Annotated in this window: 16 protein-coding genes; 4 read left to right on the top strand and 12 right to left on the bottom strand. The window is 34.4% G+C overall.

The features are described 5' to 3' along the window. Position 1: 1 nt before the first annotated feature. Positions 2-508 carry a GNAT family N-acetyltransferase gene (locus J2S19_RS00830; RefSeq protein ID WP_307335758.1) on the bottom strand — a complete coding sequence of 169 codons (507 nt, stop codon included), beginning with the start codon at positions 506-508 and terminating at the stop codon, positions 2-4. 84 nt (positions 509-592) lie between these two features. Then, a complete protein-coding gene (locus J2S19_RS00825; RefSeq protein WP_307335755.1) occupies positions 593-799 on the bottom strand; it encodes a DUF6501 family protein in 207 nt (68 codons plus the stop codon). A 186-nt stretch (positions 800-985) separates the two neighbouring features. Between J2S19_RS00825 and J2S19_RS00820 the strand changes: the two genes are divergently transcribed. Together J2S19_RS00820 and J2S19_RS00815 are read left to right on the top strand one after the other, a co-directional pair. Continuing rightward, positions 986-2,851, top strand: coding sequence for a terpene cyclase/mutase family protein (locus J2S19_RS00820; RefSeq protein WP_307335752.1), 1,866 nt, complete (start codon positions 986-988; stop codon positions 2,849-2,851). A 94-nt stretch (positions 2,852-2,945) separates the two neighbouring features. Continuing rightward, positions 2,946-3,848, top strand: coding sequence for a superoxide dismutase (locus J2S19_RS00815; protein ID WP_307335749.1), 903 nt, complete (start codon positions 2,946-2,948; stop codon positions 3,846-3,848). Positions 3,849-4,000: 152 nt separating this feature from the next. On the opposite strand, the gene J2S19_RS00810 is transcribed toward J2S19_RS00815, so the two are convergent. The 7 genes from J2S19_RS00810 to cdaS form a co-directional block, all read right to left on the bottom strand. Continuing rightward, positions 4,001-5,347 carry a sodium-dependent transporter gene (locus J2S19_RS00810; RefSeq protein ID WP_307335746.1) on the bottom strand — a complete coding sequence of 449 codons (1,347 nt, stop codon included), beginning with the start codon at positions 5,345-5,347 and terminating at the stop codon, positions 4,001-4,003. Between the two features lie 730 nt (positions 5,348-6,077). Then, entirely contained in the window at positions 6,078-7,316 is a 1,239-nt protein-coding gene (gene odhB / locus J2S19_RS00805; protein ID WP_307335744.1) for a 2-oxoglutarate dehydrogenase complex dihydrolipoyllysine-residue succinyltransferase, read from the bottom strand. 134 nt (positions 7,317-7,450) lie between these two features. Then, a complete protein-coding gene (sucA, locus tag J2S19_RS00800; protein WP_307335741.1) occupies positions 7,451-10,276 on the bottom strand; it encodes a 2-oxoglutarate dehydrogenase E1 component in 2,826 nt (941 codons plus the stop codon). Between the two features lie 517 nt (positions 10,277-10,793). After that, positions 10,794-12,713 (bottom strand): vWA domain-containing protein, encoded by a 1,920-nt coding sequence (locus J2S19_RS00795; protein WP_307335739.1) that lies wholly within the window; start codon positions 12,711-12,713, stop codon positions 10,794-10,796. A 10-nt stretch (positions 12,714-12,723) separates the two neighbouring features. Beyond that, positions 12,724-13,608, bottom strand: coding sequence for an ATP-binding protein (locus J2S19_RS00790; RefSeq protein ID WP_307335736.1), 885 nt, complete (start codon positions 13,606-13,608; stop codon positions 12,724-12,726). A gap of 177 nt (positions 13,609-13,785) precedes the next feature. Further along, complete coding sequence (locus J2S19_RS00785) at positions 13,786-14,898, bottom strand: C40 family peptidase (protein WP_307335733.1); 1,113 nt, start codon at positions 14,896-14,898, stop codon at positions 13,786-13,788. 553 nt (positions 14,899-15,451) lie between these two features. Further along, positions 15,452-16,081: a sporulation-specific diadenylate cyclase CdaS gene (cdaS, locus tag J2S19_RS00780; protein ID WP_370875018.1), complete on the bottom strand. Its 630-nt coding sequence runs from the start codon at positions 16,079-16,081 to the stop codon at positions 15,452-15,454. Between the two features lie 441 nt (positions 16,082-16,522). Here cdaS and J2S19_RS00775 point away from each other — a divergent pair, with 441 nt between their 5' ends. Then, positions 16,523-17,878: an MATE family efflux transporter gene (locus J2S19_RS00775; protein ID WP_307335726.1), complete on the top strand. Its 1,356-nt coding sequence runs from the start codon at positions 16,523-16,525 to the stop codon at positions 17,876-17,878. 95 nt (positions 17,879-17,973) lie between these two features. Here the strand turns inward: J2S19_RS00775 and bshB2 are convergent, their stop codons facing one another. The 3 genes from bshB2 to J2S19_RS00760 form a co-directional block, all read right to left on the bottom strand. Next, positions 17,974-18,639: a bacillithiol biosynthesis deacetylase BshB2 gene (bshB2, locus tag J2S19_RS00770; protein WP_307335723.1), complete on the bottom strand. Its 666-nt coding sequence runs from the start codon at positions 18,637-18,639 to the stop codon at positions 17,974-17,976. Positions 18,640-18,674: 35 nt separating this feature from the next. Continuing rightward, on the bottom strand, positions 18,675-19,025 hold the full coding sequence (locus tag J2S19_RS00765) for a YojF family protein (RefSeq protein ID WP_307335719.1): 351 nt from the start codon (positions 19,023-19,025) through the stop codon (positions 18,675-18,677). A 299-nt stretch (positions 19,026-19,324) separates the two neighbouring features. Beyond that, positions 19,325-19,789, bottom strand: a complete 465-nt coding sequence (locus J2S19_RS00760; protein WP_307335715.1) for an EamA family transporter — start codon at positions 19,787-19,789, stop codon at positions 19,325-19,327. A 134-nt stretch (positions 19,790-19,923) separates the two neighbouring features. Between J2S19_RS00760 and J2S19_RS00755 the strand changes: the two genes are divergently transcribed. Then, on the top strand, positions 19,924-20,382 hold the full coding sequence (locus tag J2S19_RS00755; RefSeq protein WP_307335711.1) for an Hsp20/alpha crystallin family protein: 459 nt from the start codon (positions 19,924-19,926) through the stop codon (positions 20,380-20,382). The last annotated feature ends 43 nt before the right edge of the window (positions 20,383-20,425 follow it).

The raw sequence follows: 20,425 nt of genomic DNA, 5'->3' as shown, positions 1-20,425 counted from the left end.
TTTATTCATTAACACGCTTACCAAGAATCAATAAATCCCTCTCTACTCCTCCCATGTTAGCTATACGTGGTAAATGAGCCCATTTTTCAAAATGAAATTTATTAAATAAATTTATACTAGCTACATTATGAGCAAATACAAATGCAAGCAAAGTATTAATTTGTAAAGTTGGACAAGCTTGTATCGCTTGCCTTAGTAGTCTTTGTGCATATTTCTTACCGTGTACTGACGGATCTAAATATATACTAACTTCTGCTGTTGCTAAGTAAGCGGGTCTGCCATAAAAAGATTGGAAACTGAGCCAGCCAACCGTCTTGTCATCTTCCTCAAGTACCCATAAAGGCCGACTATGAGTATTGTGCTCATGGAACCAATGGAGTCTACTCTCAACAGTTATCTCTTCCAAATCAGCAGTAGCAATACGTCCTGGTATCGACAAATTATATATTTCCACAATTCTACGTAAATCATCTAGTTTTGCATCTCGAATATTAATGATTTCTTTCATTGTTCTCTACCTTTCAAATAAACGGTTTAAGTTGTTTATATATACAAAAAAGAATGACTTTAAAGCCATTCTTCCATCAAGCTACTATGCTTGTGTCTCAAAATATTCTTTGTAAAAACCGCCAACTTTTCCGGTATTATCTATAACAAAGAAAAATTCATCTGTTTCATTTTGTACATCATACTGCTTACCAACAGTTAACACATTTTGTACAACATATTTTTTTGCATTCGTATGTACACACGTTACTTTCTTTTTTGGTTTTGATGTTTGCCAAGTTTTATGGATCATAATTGTTCATTCCTTTCTTCCCTTAGTTTAACCTGAAATGAACAGAAATGACAATTATGAAATTTAAATTATTTTTTCTCTACAATGGCACTTCGAATTCATTAAAACTTATATCAATTAACTCTTCGATACATACCATACATAACTATTCATTCTAGGCATATGTTTATGCTGAGGTGGTAAAGAATGGATTTATTTGAAATGAAAATCAAAAAAGAAGTTGACAAACGTATTAAGGAATTAATAAGCATGCAACAGATAGAAGGAAATTGGGATTTTTGTTTTGAGGGTGGTCTTTTAACTGATGCTTATATGATTATATTATTACGTGTCTTAGAAATTGATAACGAAGAGAAACTCATTCAAGAATTAGTCAATAGACTAATGGTAATCCAAAATAAGAACGGAACATGGTCAGTAGCCCCCGATGAAATGTCAGGTGATTTGTCTTGTACTGTTCTAGCTTATACCGCTATTTTATACTCAGGACTATATTCTCCTAATCATCCAAATTTACGGAAAGCTAAACGATTTATTAAACAACAAGGTGGACTATCAAACACACACTTTATGACAAAGTGGATGCTTGCAGTTATAGGTCAATACAAATGGCCAGCATATTTTTACATTCCTATGACTTTCATGTTACTCCCCTCGTCTTCTCCGATACATTTTAATCATTTTAGTTCATATGCCAGAGTACACTTACTTCCAATGATTATTGCTGCAAACAAAAAATTTACAATAAATAACAGAAGTGCTCCTAGCCTCAATTCTCTCAACTTACATCGTGGTATCGATGAATGGGAGTTATTCTCGACAACTCGTTTAGATAATCCTTTTAAAGCAGAGATGATAAAATTACTGAATCTCCCTAAATATTTCCACCGTTTAGGCTATGAACGAGCAGAACAATATATGATAAATCGAATTGAAAACGACGGCACCCTTTTTAGCTATGCAAGTGCGACTTTTTATATGATTTACGCACTTCTAGCTCTCGGTTATAAAAAGGAATCCCCGATTATAAAAAAAGCAATAGTCAGTTTAAAAAACCTTCTTAATAAAAACTGTAATGGGGTACACCTCGAAAATTCTACATCAACTATCTGGGACACATCATTATTAAGTTATGCGTTTCAAGAAGCACAGATACCAGCCAATCATCCTAGTATTCAGAAAGCAACAAAATACTTAGTAAATAAACAACAGATAAGTGATACGGTTCATCTATTTGAAAGAAAGTATGGTGGCTGGGGCTTTTCACACAATAATACATTAAATCCTGACAATGATGATACCTCAGCAGTATTGAGGGCCTTGACTAGGACAGCACAAACGGATAAAGCAGTCTATCAAAGTTGGTTTACGGGAGTTAGTTATTTACTATCTATGCAAAACGTTGACGGTGGTTGGGCTGCATTTGAAAAAAATAAAGCAAACCCTATACTAACATTCTTACCAATTGACAATGCAAAAGATGCTGCAATTGACCCTTCCACTCCCGATTTAACAGGTAGAGTTTTAGAATTCCTCGGTAATTATTGTGGGTTAACAATTCAACATCCACTTATAAAAGCTAGTGTCTATTGGTTATTGCAACAGCAACAGACAAATGGATCATGGTATGGCCGTTGGGGAGTTTGTTACATATATGGAACTTGGGCAGCAGTAACAGGTCTTACTGCAGTCGGAATATCAAAAAACGCACTACCGATTAAAAAAGCAACAAATTGGTTAAAGCACATTCAGCATTCCGATGGTGGTTGGGGTGAGTCTTGTAGTAGTAGTCAAGTTAGAGCTTATACACCGCTTTCTTTCAGCACGCCTAGCCAAACAGCATGGGCCGTTGATGCTTTAATACAAGCAGGTCACAAAAACAGTCAGGAGGTTAGACGAGGATTATTATATCTCCTTAGAGAAAATCAAGATAAAGCTAGCTTTTCATATCCTACCGGAATTGGTCTACCGGGTCAATTTTACATTAACTATCATAGTTATAATAAAGTCTTTCCCCTATTGGCATTCGCTCATTACTTACAGAAGAAATAAGTAACTCATTTTACATTACTATGGACTTATGCTGTCAACGTTTCATTTTACCAGCATATTATGAGAACTACGTAACGGGAGGAGGAAAAATAGCATGACAGAATACAAAAATATTATGATTCATTGGTGCCAAGAAATGTTGACCACATATAATGACTCGTTAACTAGTTTGAGAGATTCACATAATATCACTCAATTGGAAGAATGGAAGAAACATCTTTTAGATTTCCAAGAGGAACTATCGACTGAAATTTTGGTTGAACCCATCAAAATCTATGAGCGTGCAAATCAATTATATCTACAATTTGAATCCTACTATACATTAAATGAGCTTCCTGTAACAGACACACGTCTACCTCAACACACGAATACTGTGCCGATCGGAGAACATAGCTTACCACCACTACCATATAATTATGAAGCACTTGAACCATATATAGATCGAGAAACAATGAGACTACATCATGATAAACATCATAAAACATATGTAGATGGCTTAAATAAGGCTGAAAAAGAAATGCGAAAAGCTCGTAATTCAAATGATTATTCAATGATTAAACATTGGCAAAGAGAGGCAGCATTTCATGGTGCGGGTCATTACCTGCACACAATTTTTTGGAATATCATGACTCCGGATGGTGGAGGCGAGCCAACTGGTATGTTAATGAAAGAAATCATCAGCACATTCGGCAGTTTTGAGAAATTTAAACAACATTTTACCGAAGCTGCAGTAAATGTTGAAGCAGTTGGATGGGCCATCCTAGTTTGGTCACCAAGGTCAAGAAGACTAGAAATACTCCAAGCTGAAAAACATCAAAATTTAAGCCAATGGGATATTGTTCCTCTATTAGTATTAGATGTATGGGAACATGCATATTATTTAAAATATAAAAATGACAGAAAATCATATGTGAAGAATTGGTGGAATGTTGTAAATTGGCGTGAAGTTGAGCGTAGATATCATGAAGGTCAACAATTAAAATGGAAACCATTTTAATAATGAAGTTGTATCAATTGCCAATGTCAACCTAAGCTAAAATTAAAACGAACGTATATTGACTAAATAGGCCTAGTATTGCTATTAGAGTGTATACACACAAATCAGAGGGTGATTTTAAGGGCTATCCCCTTTTAATCACCCTCTATTTTTTAAATAATGCCTAAAGCGTCTAAAAACACAACGATTATCGCAATAGGAGCGAAATATTTTAAAACGAAATACCAAATTGTAAATAGCTTTTTACTAATCGATGAGCCCTGTTTCAATTCATTGTAGAGTGTCTTTTTTGACAGTTTAGCTGGTACAAAGATTGATATTAACAAGGCCCCTAAAGGCATTAAAATATTACTAACGAGAAAATCCGCAGCATCAAAAATGGATTTATCAAAAATTGTTACATGACTTAGTACCCCATACGATAAAGTAGATGGGACACCAACTATAAATATTGCTATTCCTATTATCCAGGAATAATGATTTCTTTTCGTTTGATTACCTTTTGCTATTGAAGCAACGATTATCTCTAACATTGAAAATGCAGAGGTCAATGTTGCAAAAAGGAATAAAAGTAAAAAAGCTACTAAAAACACAATACCAAATGGCATCTGATTAAATACAGTTGGCAATACATTAAATAACAAAACGGGTCCAGCATCAGGAGATAGTCCAAATGAGAAAACCGCTGGAAAAATTGCTAAACCTGCTAAAATCGCAACTAATAGGTTTAAAACGACAATTGAAATTGCAGATTGCGGCAAATTTTCATTTTTAGATAAGTATGAACTATACGTAACCATGACAGAAACACCGACACTTAATGCAAAGAAGGATTGTCCCATTGCGTAAAGAATTGTTTCAGATGAGATTTTAGTTAAATCAGGTTGTAAAAAGAAAATAATCCCTTCAATAGAACCTTCAAGTGTAACAGACCTAATGATTAAAATGATGAACAATATAAAAAGGGCAGGCATCATTAAACGACTAGCCTTTTCAATTCCATTTGAAACACCTTTTGATACAACAAAAATGGTCATAATCATAAATATGAATTGTGCTGTAATCGTCAAACCAGTATTGGATATACTTTGTCCAAATAGTTCACTATATTGAACTTCTGTTAACCCGGATAACTCACCTAATAAAGCTTTAATAATATAGATTAATATCCAGCCACCAACTACACTATAAAATGATAATAAGATAAAACAAGTAATAATGCCCAATCGACCAATATTATGCCATAACGAATTGGGTGCAATTTGCTTATACGAGCGAATTGCATCTTTTTGCGTATTTCGACCTATCACTAATTCCCCTAAAAGAAGAGGTAAACCTACTAATAATGTAAATAAAATGAAGATGAGCAGAAATGCTCCACCACCACTTGTACCTGCCACATAAGGGAATTTCCATATAGCTCCTAAACCTATCGCAGATCCTGCCGCAGCAAGAATAAAAGCTAGTTTTGAAGACCATTGTTCAACATTGTTACCCACTAAATCACCTCTAAATTAACATGCGTTTGTAGATTGATTAGAAATGATTTAATAGCAATTCATTCATTAACCAATACTATATTAACATTATATTACTTCCCATTTTAACATTTTACTAATATAATTCATATTACAAATTTTCTAAAAAAACAAATACTTTCATTGTTAGATTTTAAGTAGGTTGTTTTCGCAAATATTGTTGCTTATTACTATTACTGGGTTGTCGTTTTGGGTTGGTTTCCGCTATAGTACTCGTTTTCCGTGGGGTGGTATTGAGCCTGTCTCCGGCGGCTACCCGCTATCTAACTTCAGTTCACCTCCCTACGATAAGTCATCTTCGATTCGCGCCATTCGACACTCATCGTGATTTCATTATCTCAATCGATGACCCTCCAGTTTGTACGTCGATGGGCAAGCATGCTACGCTTTTCGATCTCCTCAGCGTTAACGCCTGCATGAGTCTCACCTCTCCCACGATCCCGCAGGAATCTCGCAATCAGCTCCAACCAACCCTTGATAGAGTCAATTAATAAACAACAATCTTTTTAGAAAAGAGCCCTTAAGTAAGTTACAGTAAACCATTTTTTGACATCAAGATGAGTAATTATACCAATGTATTATTGTAATAAACACACGTGTTTCTTTTACCAATTATCTTATCGAACTTTTAATATCATGTTCAATCAAAAAAGGAATGGTGATGAACACCATTCCTTTTTTAAAATAAATTTTAGCCCTCTAATAACAATGATTCTGGGTCTTCTAATAGCTCTTTAACAGTTGCTAAGAAGCTAACTGCTTCTTTACCATCAACAATTCGATGATCATATGATAGAGCAATGTACATCATTGGGCGATTTTCGATTTTTTCCTCATCAATTGCCACAGGTCTAAGTTGGATTTTGTGCATTCCTAGAATACCAACTTGTGGTCCATTTAAAATTGGAGTAGACATTAAGGAACCGAATACACCACCATTTGTAATCGTAAACGTTCCACCTTGTAAATCCGATAAGCCTAGTTTATTATCTCTCGCTTTTACTGCTAAATTTAGTATTTCACTTTCGATACCTGCAAAGTTTAGACGGTCAGCATCGCGTACAACTGGAACGACTAGACCTTCTGGAGCTGATACAGCTATTCCAATGTCATAATATTTTTTCATGACGATTTCATTTCCATGAATTTCAGCGTTAAGTAAAGGATATTGTTTTAAAGCCGCTACAACAGCTTTTGTGAAGAAGGACATGAAACCTAAGCGCACATCATGAGTTTCAAAGAATTTATCTTTACGACGCTTTCTTACTTCCATTACAGCTGTCATATCTACTTCATTAAATGTCGTTAACATTGCAGCTGTTTGCTGTACTTCAACTAGTCGGTTCGCAATAGTCTGTCTACGTCTTGACATTTTAATACGTTCAATTGGTTTACCTGGTTGTTCTTTGAAGGCCTCTTGTTTCTCAGTATTTTTTGCAACTGATTTCTGTTGTTCGTTTGGTTGTACTGAACCTTCAGAATGGGCCTCAACATCTTGCTTTCGTACTCTACCTAATGGGTCAACCGTTTTAACTTGTTGCAAGTCAATTCCTCGTTCTCGTGCTAGTTTTCTTGCTGCTGGTGAAGCAATCGGTCTTTGTTTATTATTATCTTCTACTTCAACATTTTTTGAATCTGCTTGAACAGCTTCTTCAATTTTCTCTTCTGATTTTGTAGCTGGTTCTGCTGAATGACTGTTTATATCAATGACCCCAATTGTTTCTCCAACTTGTACAGTATCACCAGACTCCTTATGTACTTCTTTTAATACACCTGTATATTCAGCAGTAAGTTCAACATTTACCTTATCAGTCTCTACTTCTAATAAGTATTCCCCTTTTTCAACTAATTCACCCGGTTGTTTTAACCATTGCGCAATCGTTCCTTCAGTAATAGATTCTGCAAGTTCTGGTACTTTAATCTCAACCATTTTAGTCTCCCCCTTGAGCGCTTGCCAATGCTTAAAAATTTGTGCTGTTCTTATATTCGAAGGTAAGAACAGCACCTTGTTCATTGCAAGTCCCGATTCTTATTATCATGATATGAACTAATTATAAATATTTATTAAATCGTTAATGCTTCTGTTACGATACGATTTTGGTCTTTTCGATGAATATTCGGATCCCCTTCAGCAGGACTTTGTCTTCTCCGTCTACCAATATATTTAACTGGAACCCCATTTGGAGCAATTTCACGTAATTTAGGGTCTATAAACAACCATGCTCCCATATTTTGCGGTTCTTCTTGAACCCAGACGATTTCTTCAAGAGAAGTTAACTTATCGATTATTGAAGTAATAATCTTTTTAGGGAATGGATAAAGCTCTTCTACACGTAAAATGTGGAACAAATCCTTATCACCATCTATTGTTGCCAATTTATCTGCTAAATCAATAGAAATTTTCCCACTACATAAAATAAGTCTTTTCACCTTCTCTGGAGCTGCACCAAGTCCAGGCTGTTCAATAACTGGTTTAAACTCTCCTTCACCTAGCTCAGATATGTCAGACACCGTTTGCGGATTACGTAATAAGCTCTTTGGCGTCATAATAACTAACGGTCGTACCTCTTCACGTTTTAGTAAGTCGGCTTGGCGTCTTAAAATGTGAAAGTACTGAGCTGCACTAGTTAGGTTTGCAACCTGCCAACTATCTTCCGCTGCTAATTGGAGGAAGCGTTCTAAACGTCCACTAGAATGTTCAGGACCTTGACCTTCAAATCCATGTGGTAATAACATAATTAATCCGGACTTTTGTCCCCACTTAGCACGTCCAGCAGCAATGAATTGGTCAAAAAACACTTGAGCTGCATTGGCGAAATCTCCATACTGCGCTTCCCATAATACTAGCGTTTCAGGTGCAAATACATTATAGCCATACTCAAAGCCTAAAACTGAGCCTTCTGATAATGGACTATTATGAACTGCAAATGAAGCTTTAGCAGAAGTCAGTTTGTGTAATGGTGAATATGATTCACCCGTTACGACATCATGTAAAACGATATGTCTTTGTGCAAATGTTCCACGTTGCGAATCTTGGCCAGTTATCCGAATAGGTGTTCCATCCTCAATAATCGATGCAAATGCTAATGCCTCACCTAATGCCCATTCGACTTTACCATCCTCTGCAAGTGCCTTCGCACGTTTTTCTAGTATTCTTTGTAACTTAGGAAAAACGTTAAACTTATCAGGCCAAGTTATTAACTCCTGATTCAGTTTTAATAGCTGCTCTTTATTGACTGCAGTTTTTAAATCTGGCAAACCGCTGTTAACGAATTTAGGAAGCTTTATTTCATGAACCTGAGATACTTTTTTATCTGGTACCTTTTGGTATGCTTTTTCTAGAGTATTTTGAACAGATTCATTAATACTTTCAATATCCTCAGTTTTAAGAACACCTTCGTTTAATAGTTTTTCGCCATATAACTTTCGAACTGTAGGATGTTTGCGTACTTTTTCATAAAGTTTTGGTTGAGTCATTGCTGGTTCATCCATTTCGTTATGTCCGAAACGTCTATATCCGATTAAATCAATTAAAAAGTCACTCTTAAATTTATTTCGGTATTCCATCGCTATATGAACAGCGGCTAAGCATGCTTCTGGGTCATCTGCGTTTACATGAACGATAGGAATTTCATAACCTTTTGCCAAATCACTTGCATACTTAGTAGAACGTGAATCACGACTCTCTGTCGTAAATCCAATCATATTATTCGCGATAATATGTACAGTTCCCCCTGTTTGGTAACCTCTTAATTTATTTAAATTAAGCGTTTCTGCAACGATACCTTCACCAGGAAAAGCAGCATCACCGTGAATTAAGATGGACATCGCTTTATTGACATCTTGATCTGGATATCCTTTAACAGTTCGAACCTCCTGAGCTGCACGAGTATACCCTTCAACAATTGGGTCAATGAACTCCAAATGACTCGGATTGTTTGCTAATGTCACTTTGGCTCTAACTGTATTGTCATCTTTAATTTGTTTATTAGCCCCTAAATGGTATTTAACATCCCCACTCCAGCCATAATTGATGCCTATTGACCCTTCAGAAGGTACTAATTCTTTATTTGGTGCATGTTGAAACTCTGAAAATATGATTTCATATGGCTTCCCTAATACATGTGCCAACACATTTAATCGACCACGGTGGGCCATACCTATATTTATAGTATTAGTACCGACTTCTACAGCACTAGAAATTAATTCATCAAGAATTGGAACTAACATATCTAAACCTTCAATAGAAAAACGCTTTTGTCCAACAAATGTTTTATGCAAAAATTGCTCAAAACCTTCTACTTCTGTAAGACGTTTTAATATTGACTTACGTTTTTCAGTCGATAAATCCTTAAAAATCGACCCTGATTCTACTTGTTTTACAAGCCAAGTCTTCTCTTCATAATTATGAACATGACTAAATTCAAAGGCGATGGATTTTTTATATACTTCCTTTAAGTACTGGAAGGCTTCCAAACCGTTTGTAACATGTGGAGGAGCATCTTCACATATAAGGCTAGCTGGAATTTCCTTTAAATCTTCTTTAGTCAAGTCATAAGAATCTAATGACAGAAATTGATTAAGTGTATTATTATCTTCTAAAGGATAGATTGAAGCATTTAAATGTCCATATCTTCGAATATTTGTCGCAAGATTGACTGCTTCAGCAACTTTTTTCATTTTGTTATTACTAATCTTTTCACTAGTCGAAAATGTTTCTTCATCCTTTTGTATAGAAGGAGAACCCCAATTATCAAAAATTTCTTTTAATTCTATGTCAATAGAATTTGGATCTGTCTTGTAGCGATCATATTGTTCCATGACATAGCCGAGGTTTGGACCATGAAAGTCTTCCCAAGGGTATTTCTTCTTCAGTGTGCCTTCTGACATCAAACATTACCCCCAACTATTCTTAAATGCTTTAGTAATCATATTAATTAAGCTTCTGAAAGTTTTTAATACTATCCTACAATATCATTCGATGAAAACAGTATAGTAGGTTTGTATTAAAACGCTTCCAAACATATTTTAACACTGATAGCCCTTTATTCCAAGCCACATTAATTAAAATTTTCAAAAAAGTGAATAGTTTTTTCACTACTGTTACATGTAGTTGTAAATTGTACAATTGACAGAATTATCTAACAACTGAACCGGCTATTTAAGAAGTATCTTTAAAATGTAAATATACCTTCTTATAGCTTGATTCAGATTAGTTTTCCTATTACCCAATACAAGTGTACATTCGATTACTTATCATTCATTATTCTACTAAGAAAGAACAATATGAATATATCTGATTAATATTTAATCAACGCAAAATAAAGTACAATATTTATTATTTTAGAGTATTTTCCATGAAATTATAAAAATAGAGTGGTTGACATGGAAAATCAACCACTCTCACTTATATCATTTTTAATAACAATCTTTTCAGCAAAGGAAATAGCTGATTAGGCAGTTGTTCTATTTCATTTACGAAGATACTATATTTCCCATAAATATTTTGAATTGTTTTTTTAGTTGCTTCATCAATTTCACCATTTGATAAGAATACGTTCATTACTTCTATACCCATTTTTCTAGCTTCTAAAACTGCTTCGTGTGTATCAATTATCCCATTTCTTTCATATCCCATTGCTGCAGGTTCACCGTCTGAAAACACTAGAAGAAACTTCTGAGTTTCCGTTTTCTTTGTCATATGTTTTGTTAGATGTCTAATTGCATACCCATCACGATTATCTTCCTCAGGGTTCAATTGCATAATTTCAGGTCCTATTTGCTGTTTCAATGAATCTTCGAAAGAAATGACTGTATGGAAGTAATTAGGTTGTTTTGTCTTTGTAGCTTCATTTGTATCTTCCCAGAACCCTACAACTTGATGGGGAACTTGAACAGACTTTAATGTTTCGTGAAATAAGATAATCCCTAACTTTGTCTGTTCCATCTTATCAAACATTGAAGCAGAACAATCGACTAGCAATGTAAAAACCGCATCAATTTGCGGTGACTTCTCCTGCTTCTTATAGAATAGCTTTGGATTCCTATCAGTCAGAATCCTTAATAACTTTTTATTCAACCGACCAAAGTCTAAATCATTCCTTGGCATCGTTCTTTTATGTTCTAATGTTTTTTGAAACATCATGTGTAATTTTTTTTGATAAATTACGATTTCCTTCTTTTTAGCCTGATAGCTGTCGATTTCTTCTAAAAGAGGTTTAGAAGACCGCTTAAAAACTGGGTATGCATATTTGTTTTCCTTTCCATATGCCATCTCTCCAGATGATTCTCTTTCCTCTTTAACATTTCCAAGCGCTTCAAGCTTTGAATAATCATTTTTTTTGGCTAATTTAGAAGTCCCTTGGACCATCCCAAGTGCTTGGTCCGTGTCTTCCCCTTCTCGGATAATACCATCGCCATTAATTGTTGTATTTGTACCTTGCTCTATCTCAAATTGCAAAAAACTTTTTGTAGGTTTACTCGTTTCACTATGCCATGTAGGCATTTTATTTTCATGAACATCTTCATCACCTTGTCTAGCATCCTTTAATGAATCTTTGTTCTTTAATTTAGGGTTTCTTTTTAATTCTTCGAAGAGACTCGGGCTTACAATCGTTTCATAAGGCAGCTCCGCCAAGAAGAAGTACGTGTTCAACATATCCTTTTCAAGAATTTCTTCTAGAGGCTCGATAATATCTAGAACAAGTTTTACTATTTGTTCAGTTGAATTTGTTTCATACACTTGGAATAGCTTTGACTCTAAATAAGGCATCATACGATCCAGTGTTTCAGATAATTTAAAAACATTCTCGAGTGGAGATTGTGCTGTTAAAATTAGATAACATGTATTAAAAAATGCATCTGTTACAATATTCCGTTCATGATGGACAGTTAGTTGACTCCTAAAATACTTGCGATACATGTCTTTTCTCGACGCAAAAACATATTTTGTACCTGGTCGTTCTTTCACACATCGTTCTTCTAGCCGAATATCTTCTAATAAGATAAAGAGCTGTTTAGCTAGACTTGATAAATGTAACTGCTTCGTTTCGATTAGGAATTTAGAAACTTGTTGATAATTTGTATAATAATAATTTCCTATACATCTTAAATATATATCACTCTTAAGACCATCTATTGTCTCCCCATTTTTACGGTGGTCCCAAAAGTGACTAATGAACACCTTATTCTCAACAGGATCGAGGTATGACTGCACACTATAGTCCACCTCTATTTCAGGTTGTTTTGTTAAAGCTTTCGCTAAGTCCGATAATTCCATGAATAAAAAGGAATCTACCTGCTGGTCATTAAATTTAATAAACCTCAATTAGAAAACCTCACTCAAATAATGTTTCAGCAATATTACGAATTGCTGCTTTTTCCCTAGCATCTTCCATTTTGTCAACGATCCCTCTTTCAATAGCTCGAATCGGCGGAAGGAAATTTGCAAGGTCACAAGTATCAATTAGAGCTCGTATTGAAGCTGCCTCCTCTGAAACTTGTCCATTTTGAACTAGCGCAAGTAAATCAGCAGACAGTCTTATAAACAAGTCAATTAATTTCTCATCTTTCAGGTTAGTTTGTTGTTTCAATACATTTTTTAATTCTTCACCTTGAATATATGGCACATCGATGACAACGAAACGATTTTTTAACGCTTCATTTAAAGGGACTGTCCCTACATACCCTTCGTTAATCGCAGCAATTACTCCAAAAGTATGAATCCCCTTTACAATTTCGCCCGTAAATGGATTTGTAATCATTCTACGATAGTCAAGTACACCGTTTAAAATCGGTAATGTTTCAGGTTTTGCCATATTGATTTCATCAATATAAAGTAAATGTCCTTTCGTCATTGCTTTCACTACAGGTCCCGGCACAAACTCAATTGTGGGATTCCCATTGTCATTCTCGATCGTTTTAAAGCCTAATAATGCTTCAGCATCCATATCTATCGAACAGTTAATACTATGCATAGGTTGTTGAAAAATAGCTGATAATGTTTCCGCTAACTTTGTCTTTCCAGAACCTGTTGGCCCTTTTAAAAGTATATTTTTCCCAAGCGCTAACGCAACCAATGCATCATATAATATTGATTCCTCAGACGGTGTATATCCACTATTCCCAATTAGAAATAAATCTGACTCATGATACGTACTTTTCCGCTCGTTAATAAGTTGTATAATTTCTTCCGGTAAATTGTATGATTGTAAATTTTCCAATTACTATGTCCTTCTTTCATTTAACTTATAATAACTTTTGTACATCCACGAGTATACTAGAAATGAAGATGATATACAAAAATCAAACCTGTTTCATTCTCAACTCAATGTCTACCATTCTACATTGTTTTTTACACAAAATAAAAAAGAAGCCTTTTGGCTTCTTCATACAATACGTTAGTTTAAATAACGTTTTGCTCCTAAATATCTCTGCTTCCAATATGAATTCGTTAAATTACCGATTGCCACCCCTGAATTACTTGCATGAATAAATTCATTATTCCCTAAATAGATTCCCATATGTGACGGGCCTGCTTTATATGTAGTAAAGAATACAAAATCACCAACAGCAGGCGAATTTACTGGTGACATAATATCCCAGTATCCTGCAGTACTTAATCTCGATACAGATGTCACTTTATTTAGAACATAATAAATAAATCCACTACAATCAAAGCCTGCAGGTGTATTCCCTGCCCAACGATATGGAGTACCCATTAAATTTTTCGCTTCGCCAATCATTGTATTTACTTTTGCTGAAGAACTGGAATTATCTTTAACAGTATTATTGTTCGTTTCATTTTTAATAATGGCATTACCAGATAATTTTAGAGCTTGACCGATATAAATTGTATCTGATGATAGATTATTTGCCACCTTTATTTCAGCAATTGATAAATTATGCTGATTCGCAATCTTCCATAAGGAATCACCTGGTTTTACTGTGTATGTACTTGTAGTAGTACTAGGTGCACTATTTTCCTTTGAGCTTTCAGGTTTACTAGTAGGTTTCGGAGTAGTAGATTGTTTTGGTGTTTGCTCAGTTTCTTGACTAGTCGTAGCGTTAGACTTATTAATTATTAAAGTCTGTCCCACACGGATTAAATCACTTGATAAGCTATTTAATCTTTTCAATTCATTAACAGAAGTATTATATGACCTAGCGATAACCCATAAGGAATCACCAGCTTTTACTTTATATGTAGTTGATTTTACAGTTGCTGATTGCGTTTTAGTTGGCGCAGCTGTAACAGTTTCTGAAGTTGTTGTCTTAGTAGTAGTCTTTGAAGTTGTTGTCCCTGGCAATTCCAATATTTGACCAATTCTAATCATATCAGAGGATAAGCCATTCGTCCTCTTCAAAAGGTCGACTGTTGTATTATATTCTTTTGAAAGTTCCCACAGTGTATCACCACTTTTAACCTTAATACTTTCTGCTTCAACCATTGTCGCAAAAAGAGATGAGCCTACTACAGCTGTAGCTGTTAGCCCTAATAACTTATACTTCATGTTTGTACCTCCCTATGATATAGCACCGTTTGAAATAATTACTTTGTAATCTATTCATCCGTGCAAACTTACCAAAATCCATCCCTAAACTAGTAAAGTCGATTATTGCTAGATTATGTACGTGAGATTTGTTGTATTAAGCAATATATCAGTCTATTTTCCCTCTTACTACCATAGTTTAATAGATAAAACACAAAAAAACTACCTAAAAATAAGTAAAAAGATTTATTTTGCCGAAAATAGTAATAAAGTTTCACTACTTTTCTATTAATATTGATACAAAATTATTTCTTAAAATGCAATTCTTTCTCTAAATAGACAAAAAAAGAGTGCTCGATTTTAGTAGCACTCTAGAAAGACAAACAAAATATTCTTTTTTTCTATACAACATATATCCTGCATAGGATCAAAATTATTAGGTATAAAGTTTCCTTACTTTGTAAAAATCTCGTTTTTTCAACTGGATTTTTCAGCATAAATTTACAAACAGGATTAATGACGATACAAAAGTCTGATTAATTATACCAACTTTACTTTATAGGATAGAAAATACCTATTGAATTCTTGTTTCCGCTGAACTTATTGGATATAATGTGCCATCTAGTGCAAAAGACATTCGGCCTGTTTCCTCTGAAACAATAAGGATTAATGCATCAGTACACTCTGAAAGTCCGATAGCAGCTCGATGCCTTGTCCCTATCTTTTCACCACCGAAATTCTGAGAGGTTAATGGTAGTACATTTGCTGCCGAAATAATATGATCTGTTTTTATTAGAAGTGCACCATCATGGAGAGGGTTCCCAGGGAAAAAAATACTTTCTATTAACCTACTTGAGCAGTCAGCGTTTATTTGAACTCCTGCTTGAATATATTGTTCAACTGAATCAGATCTTTCTATTATCATTAGACATCCATGGCGTTTATCAGACAAATTTTGTAAGGCTCGTGCTATTTCTATCGTCTTGTTCGTAAAGTGTTCGATATATGATTTAAGATAATAAAATGACGCTGAAGATTGGATAGTATTAAAATGGTCTTTTATTTGTGCAATTTCACATAATAGGCAATAATCTTTCTCTCCAATTGAAGACTTCATTGTTTCAGCTTCATCTATAATTTGTTCTAAGTGGTAGGCAATTTTCTCTTTTATATCAATGTTTTGATTCTCTTCCACTTGGTCGATCACCCTTTCACTCTAATAGGCATAGTATGAGCATGTTTTATAAATTGTATTTGTAGTAACAGCTTATTTTCTAAACATGGCTATTTAAATCATAATTACTCTCCTCGTGAAAATATTGACTTCTTCGTCTACACTGAAAGTCATAATGAGTCTCTATGTAAATATGCAAGAAACTTCTAGTAATGGTTCTCAACGATTATGTATAAATTCTCAAAAAACCCACATACTAATCATGGAGGTAATAGTTATGATAAACGTCGTTTTACATTATATATTTAGTATATTTATTCTTTTTTCGTTAAGCTTTATTTATTACCGTCTTTTTAATATTGAAAAAAGAAAGTAAAGTGATATTAAAATAGGTACAAACCATAAATACAGAGGTTTTGTTTTTTTCATGTTATAATTCACTAGTTAGAAATAGAGAAGCGAGGATTAAATATGAAAAAAGCAACAACGATTAGAAAAAAACTATATGTCTTTTTATCGATTTTATTTCCAATTCTGATTACGCAGTTAGGCCTATATTCAATGAATTTCCTCGATACTACAATGTCAGGTCATGTTAATCCAAATGATTTAGCAGGAGTAGCTATTGGTTCTAGTCTATGGGTTCCCGTTTACACAGGATTAAGTGGAATCCTCCTAGCAGTAACACCAATTGTTGCCCAATTAATCGGCGCAAATAAAAAAAATGAAGTTCCAAACATCGTTATACAAGGTATATATATTGGTATCGTCATTTCGATTTTGGTCATTATCATAGGTTATTTTACACTTGACCCAATATTAAATAATATGGGCCTCGATTATCCTGTACAGAAAATAGCAAAAGGCTATTTAATTGCACTATCCTTTGGGATTTTCCCTTTATTTTTTTATGCAGTCATCCGTTGTTTTGTTGATGCTTTAAGCTTTACAAAAGTGACAATGTTTATCACCTTAACCTCTTTACCAATTAACTTTTTATTGAATTATCTTTTTATTTTCGGTAAGTGGGGTGTCCCTCAGCTCGGAGGGGTAGGCGCAGGTGTAGCTTCAGCGTTAACTTATTGGTGTATTGCATTAATAGCAATTATTATTGTTATCAAACAAGTACCATTTAAAAATTTCAATTTATTTTCTACCTTTTATAAAATATCATTTCAAATATGGTTTGACCTATTAAAAATAGGTGTTCCTATTGGTTTGGCCATCTTTTTTGAAACTAGTATTTTTGCAGCGGTAACTTTATTCATGAGTCAATACAACACGATTACGATCGCTTCACATCAGGCAGCAATGAATTTTGCATCATTTCTATATATGTTACCGTTAAGTATTTCAATGGCATTAACGATAGTCGTTGGACAAGAAGTTGGAGCTAGACAGTATAATGCTGCAAGACAATATAGTAGGATCGGAATTACCATGGCACTATTATTATCAATCATTTCTGCGACATTCATTTATTTATTCCGTCATGAAGTTGCTTCGATATATACGACAGACTCACGAGTTTTAAGCTTAACAAAGGATTTTCTTATCTATGCTATTTTCTTCCAACTATCTGATGCGATTGCAGCTCCGATACAAGGGACACTTAGAGGGTATAAAGACGTTAATGTAACGTTTTTCATGGCATTAGTTTCCTATTGGGTGATTGGATTACCTTTAGGCTATATTCTAGCTCAATACACCGAACTTTCAGCATTTGGATATTGGGTCGGATTAATTGCTGGTTTAGCTGCAGGGGCTATTGGCCTAGCTGTAAGACTTCGAATGATTCAAAACAATACACCTTTAACATCTGATTAATTTTCACTCTTATTTGGCGACTGTTATCCAAACAATAAAACAAAGATGAAAAAACACCTTGAAATTTTTAAGGTGTTTTTTCATCTTTATTGAATTTAATCATTCCACTTGAATGTCCAATATACTTCCTTTTCAAACCATTGCAATGCTTCTTTGTCTTTCGTTAATAATTTCTCTTCCATTTGTTTTAACATGCCTTCTGTTTGTGAACGATGTGCTTTTAATGCATTTAACTTAATATCCGCTACATCCGTAATATTGATTTCAACATCTGGATAACCCACAACTTCATATCGATTATTTGTTATCGCCATACAGTAAGTTACAGGTCGTTTTTGTTTAGGTCGGCGTTTTAGTGCTCGTATTACAGCTTCACCACAAGCATCGTGGTCTGGGTGTACACCATGACCTGGATAGAACGTAACAACTAGTGAAGGTTCAATTTCATCAATTAGCTGCTCCATTATATCAGCTAATCTCTCATCATCCTCAAATTCAAGCGTTTTATCTCTTAAACCAAGAAGTCTTAAATCTTGAATATCCATAGCCTTACAAGCTTCTTCAAGCTCTTTCTTTCGAATTTGTGGCAGTGATTCACGATTGGCGAATAACGGGTTTCCCATATTCCTCCCCATTTCCCCTAAAGTACCACATGCATATGTAACAGGAATACCTGCTTTTCTTTTTTGTGCAATTAAACCCGCTACTCCGAACGATTCATCATCAGGATGCGGTAAAATAACTAATACATGCTCTTTCATATTCGTATCTCCTTACTTTCATTAATTTAACTTGCTTAGTATTGAAAAGGTGTCAAGCTTATCTGTAGTGCAATAGCTAACTGTCCTTCTGAGTTATGTCCAGCCATTAATAACTGTTCATTTTCATTGTATAGCCAATCTGTCAATCCTTCTGCATATACCCAACCTTCATCAAGCTTTAAACCCACTCGATAAGGTCCATTTCCAGTTATTTTTGCTTGATTGTATACAACTTTAGTATTACGAATAAAGGCAACAACTGTCATGTTTGCTTCATTTTTATGGGCGTTATACGCACCAGTTGTTGTTTCCAAATGAATATATACGCTTTTATTTAAGAATTGGTCAAGATATGTTTGTATTTCCTGTTTAGTAATTGGTTTCATCATTCATTCTCCTATCTATATACCAAAGTTTTTAGTTTATTGTTTGCCTGTTATCGCAAATAATTGTTAATTACTACTTGTGTGTCGACTGAGGTAAGGACATTCTGATTATTAAGCATATACCAAATAGCATCGACAGCATAAATCCCCCGTTCAATTTCCTCCTCCCCGCACATCTAGCATGTGTCTCGCACTTCCACTCCAACAAACCCTTAAAATAGGTTAGTGCAAAAAGACACATTCTTTTAGAGAAGAGCCTTTTAGAAAGAGTCCATTGTTATTATAAAACACAATAACCTTTATAACTCTACAGAGTTTCTTCTATGAATCATCAATTCAACCTTCTTTAAGTACTTTGAATGCGAGAAGGTGAAAAGTAAAATCGCACACCAAATGAATGAAAATGTCATTACCTCTATACGAGTAAATGGTTCATTATACAAAAGTACACCTATAAATAAAGTAATCGTTGGCGAGATATACTGAATAATCCCAACTAAAATTAATGGAATCCGTTTTGCACCACTCGCAAAAAGCAATAACGGTAATGCCGTCGCAATGCCAGCACCTATCAGCAATAAATTTGTTTCATAATAAAAAGAAAAAAATACTGATAAGCTCCAAACAATTCGATGAGCTAAAATTTCTCCAGCTGAAACATTGTCTATCATTTTCCAATACAGAGGTAATATTCCCCAAAGTAAATAGGAACCTGTTGTATATACAATTCCCAATTTGTATGTATTATCACCTGTTGTGTCCATTCTGTTTCCCCTCACTTCTAATGACCATTATAAACTTCTTTGTGGGAAACCTCCAAATAATACGAACTGCTAACATATATGAGTGGACTGCATAAAGTATAGTAAACATTATTGAACTTAGGAAGGTGAATAGAATGTTTCCTTGGAATAACCAGTTTCCATTTAATCAATCCAATTTCACAAAACAATTCCAAAAGATGAACCCTAAGGAAGTTGAACAATATATAGAAGATATCATGAAGAATATCTTTGGCTCAGAACCTTCAAATAAATTTCCATTTCATAATGAGGTTGATAATGAAAGAACAAAAACACAAGAACTTTCTGAATTTGACATATATGAGACTACCGATTATCTTTATGTAAAAATAGGTATTCCTAAAGAAAAAATCGAATCCATCAAAGTACAGCACAGTTCACATCAATTATTTATCCACAGTGATACTGATGAAAACGAAAAAACGACATATATGTTGCCCTCACCTGTTGCCAAAAAAGGAACAAAAGCACATTATGAGAATGGTATACTAGAAATACAACTAACAAAATTACACGAACATACAATCTCTGAAATAAGTATTCTTAAGGAATAAGGATTATTGTAAATAATAATACAAAGAAGACCTTTTCTATTAA

It is taken from the genome of Metabacillus malikii (assembly GCF_030813355.1).
Classification (GTDB): domain Bacteria; phylum Bacillota; class Bacilli; order Bacillales; family Bacillaceae; genus Metabacillus; species Metabacillus malikii.
This window is presented reverse-complemented; position numbering and strand designations above follow the sequence as displayed.

Bases quoted from the DNA above. Each gene is read 5' to 3' on its own strand.
- J2S19_RS00825 (WP_307335755.1), bottom strand. From the start codon at position 799: ATGATCCATAAAACTTGGCAAACATCAAAACCAAAAAAGAAAGTAACG.
- J2S19_RS00775 (WP_307335726.1), top strand. From the start codon at position 16,523: ATGAAAAAAGCAACAACGATTAGAAAAAAACTATATGTCTTTTTATCG.
- J2S19_RS00820 (WP_307335752.1), top strand. From the start codon at position 986: ATGGATTTATTTGAAATGAAAATCAAAAAAGAAGTTGACAAACGTATT.
- J2S19_RS00755 (WP_307335711.1), top strand. From the start codon at position 19,924: ATGTTTCCTTGGAATAACCAGTTTCCATTTAATCAATCCAATTTCACA.
- J2S19_RS00765 (WP_307335719.1), bottom strand. From the start codon at position 19,025: ATGAAACCAATTACTAAACAGGAAATACAAACATATCTTGACCAATTC.
- J2S19_RS00785 (WP_307335733.1), bottom strand. From the start codon at position 14,898: ATGAAGTATAAGTTATTAGGGCTAACAGCTACAGCTGTAGTAGGCTCA.
- bshB2 (WP_307335723.1), bottom strand. From the start codon at position 18,639: ATGAAAGAGCATGTATTAGTTATTTTACCGCATCCTGATGATGAATCG.
- J2S19_RS00760 (WP_307335715.1), bottom strand. From the start codon at position 19,789: ATGGACACAACAGGTGATAATACATACAAATTGGGAATTGTATATACA.
- J2S19_RS00830 (WP_307335758.1), bottom strand. From the start codon at position 508: ATGAAAGAAATCATTAATATTCGAGATGCAAAACTAGATGATTTACGT.
- odhB (WP_307335744.1), bottom strand. From the start codon at position 7,316: ATGGTTGAGATTAAAGTACCAGAACTTGCAGAATCTATTACTGAAGGA.
- sucA (WP_307335741.1), bottom strand. From the start codon at position 10,276: ATGTCAGAAGGCACACTGAAGAAGAAATACCCTTGGGAAGACTTTCAT.
- J2S19_RS00815 (WP_307335749.1), top strand. From the start codon at position 2,946: ATGACAGAATACAAAAATATTATGATTCATTGGTGCCAAGAAATGTTG.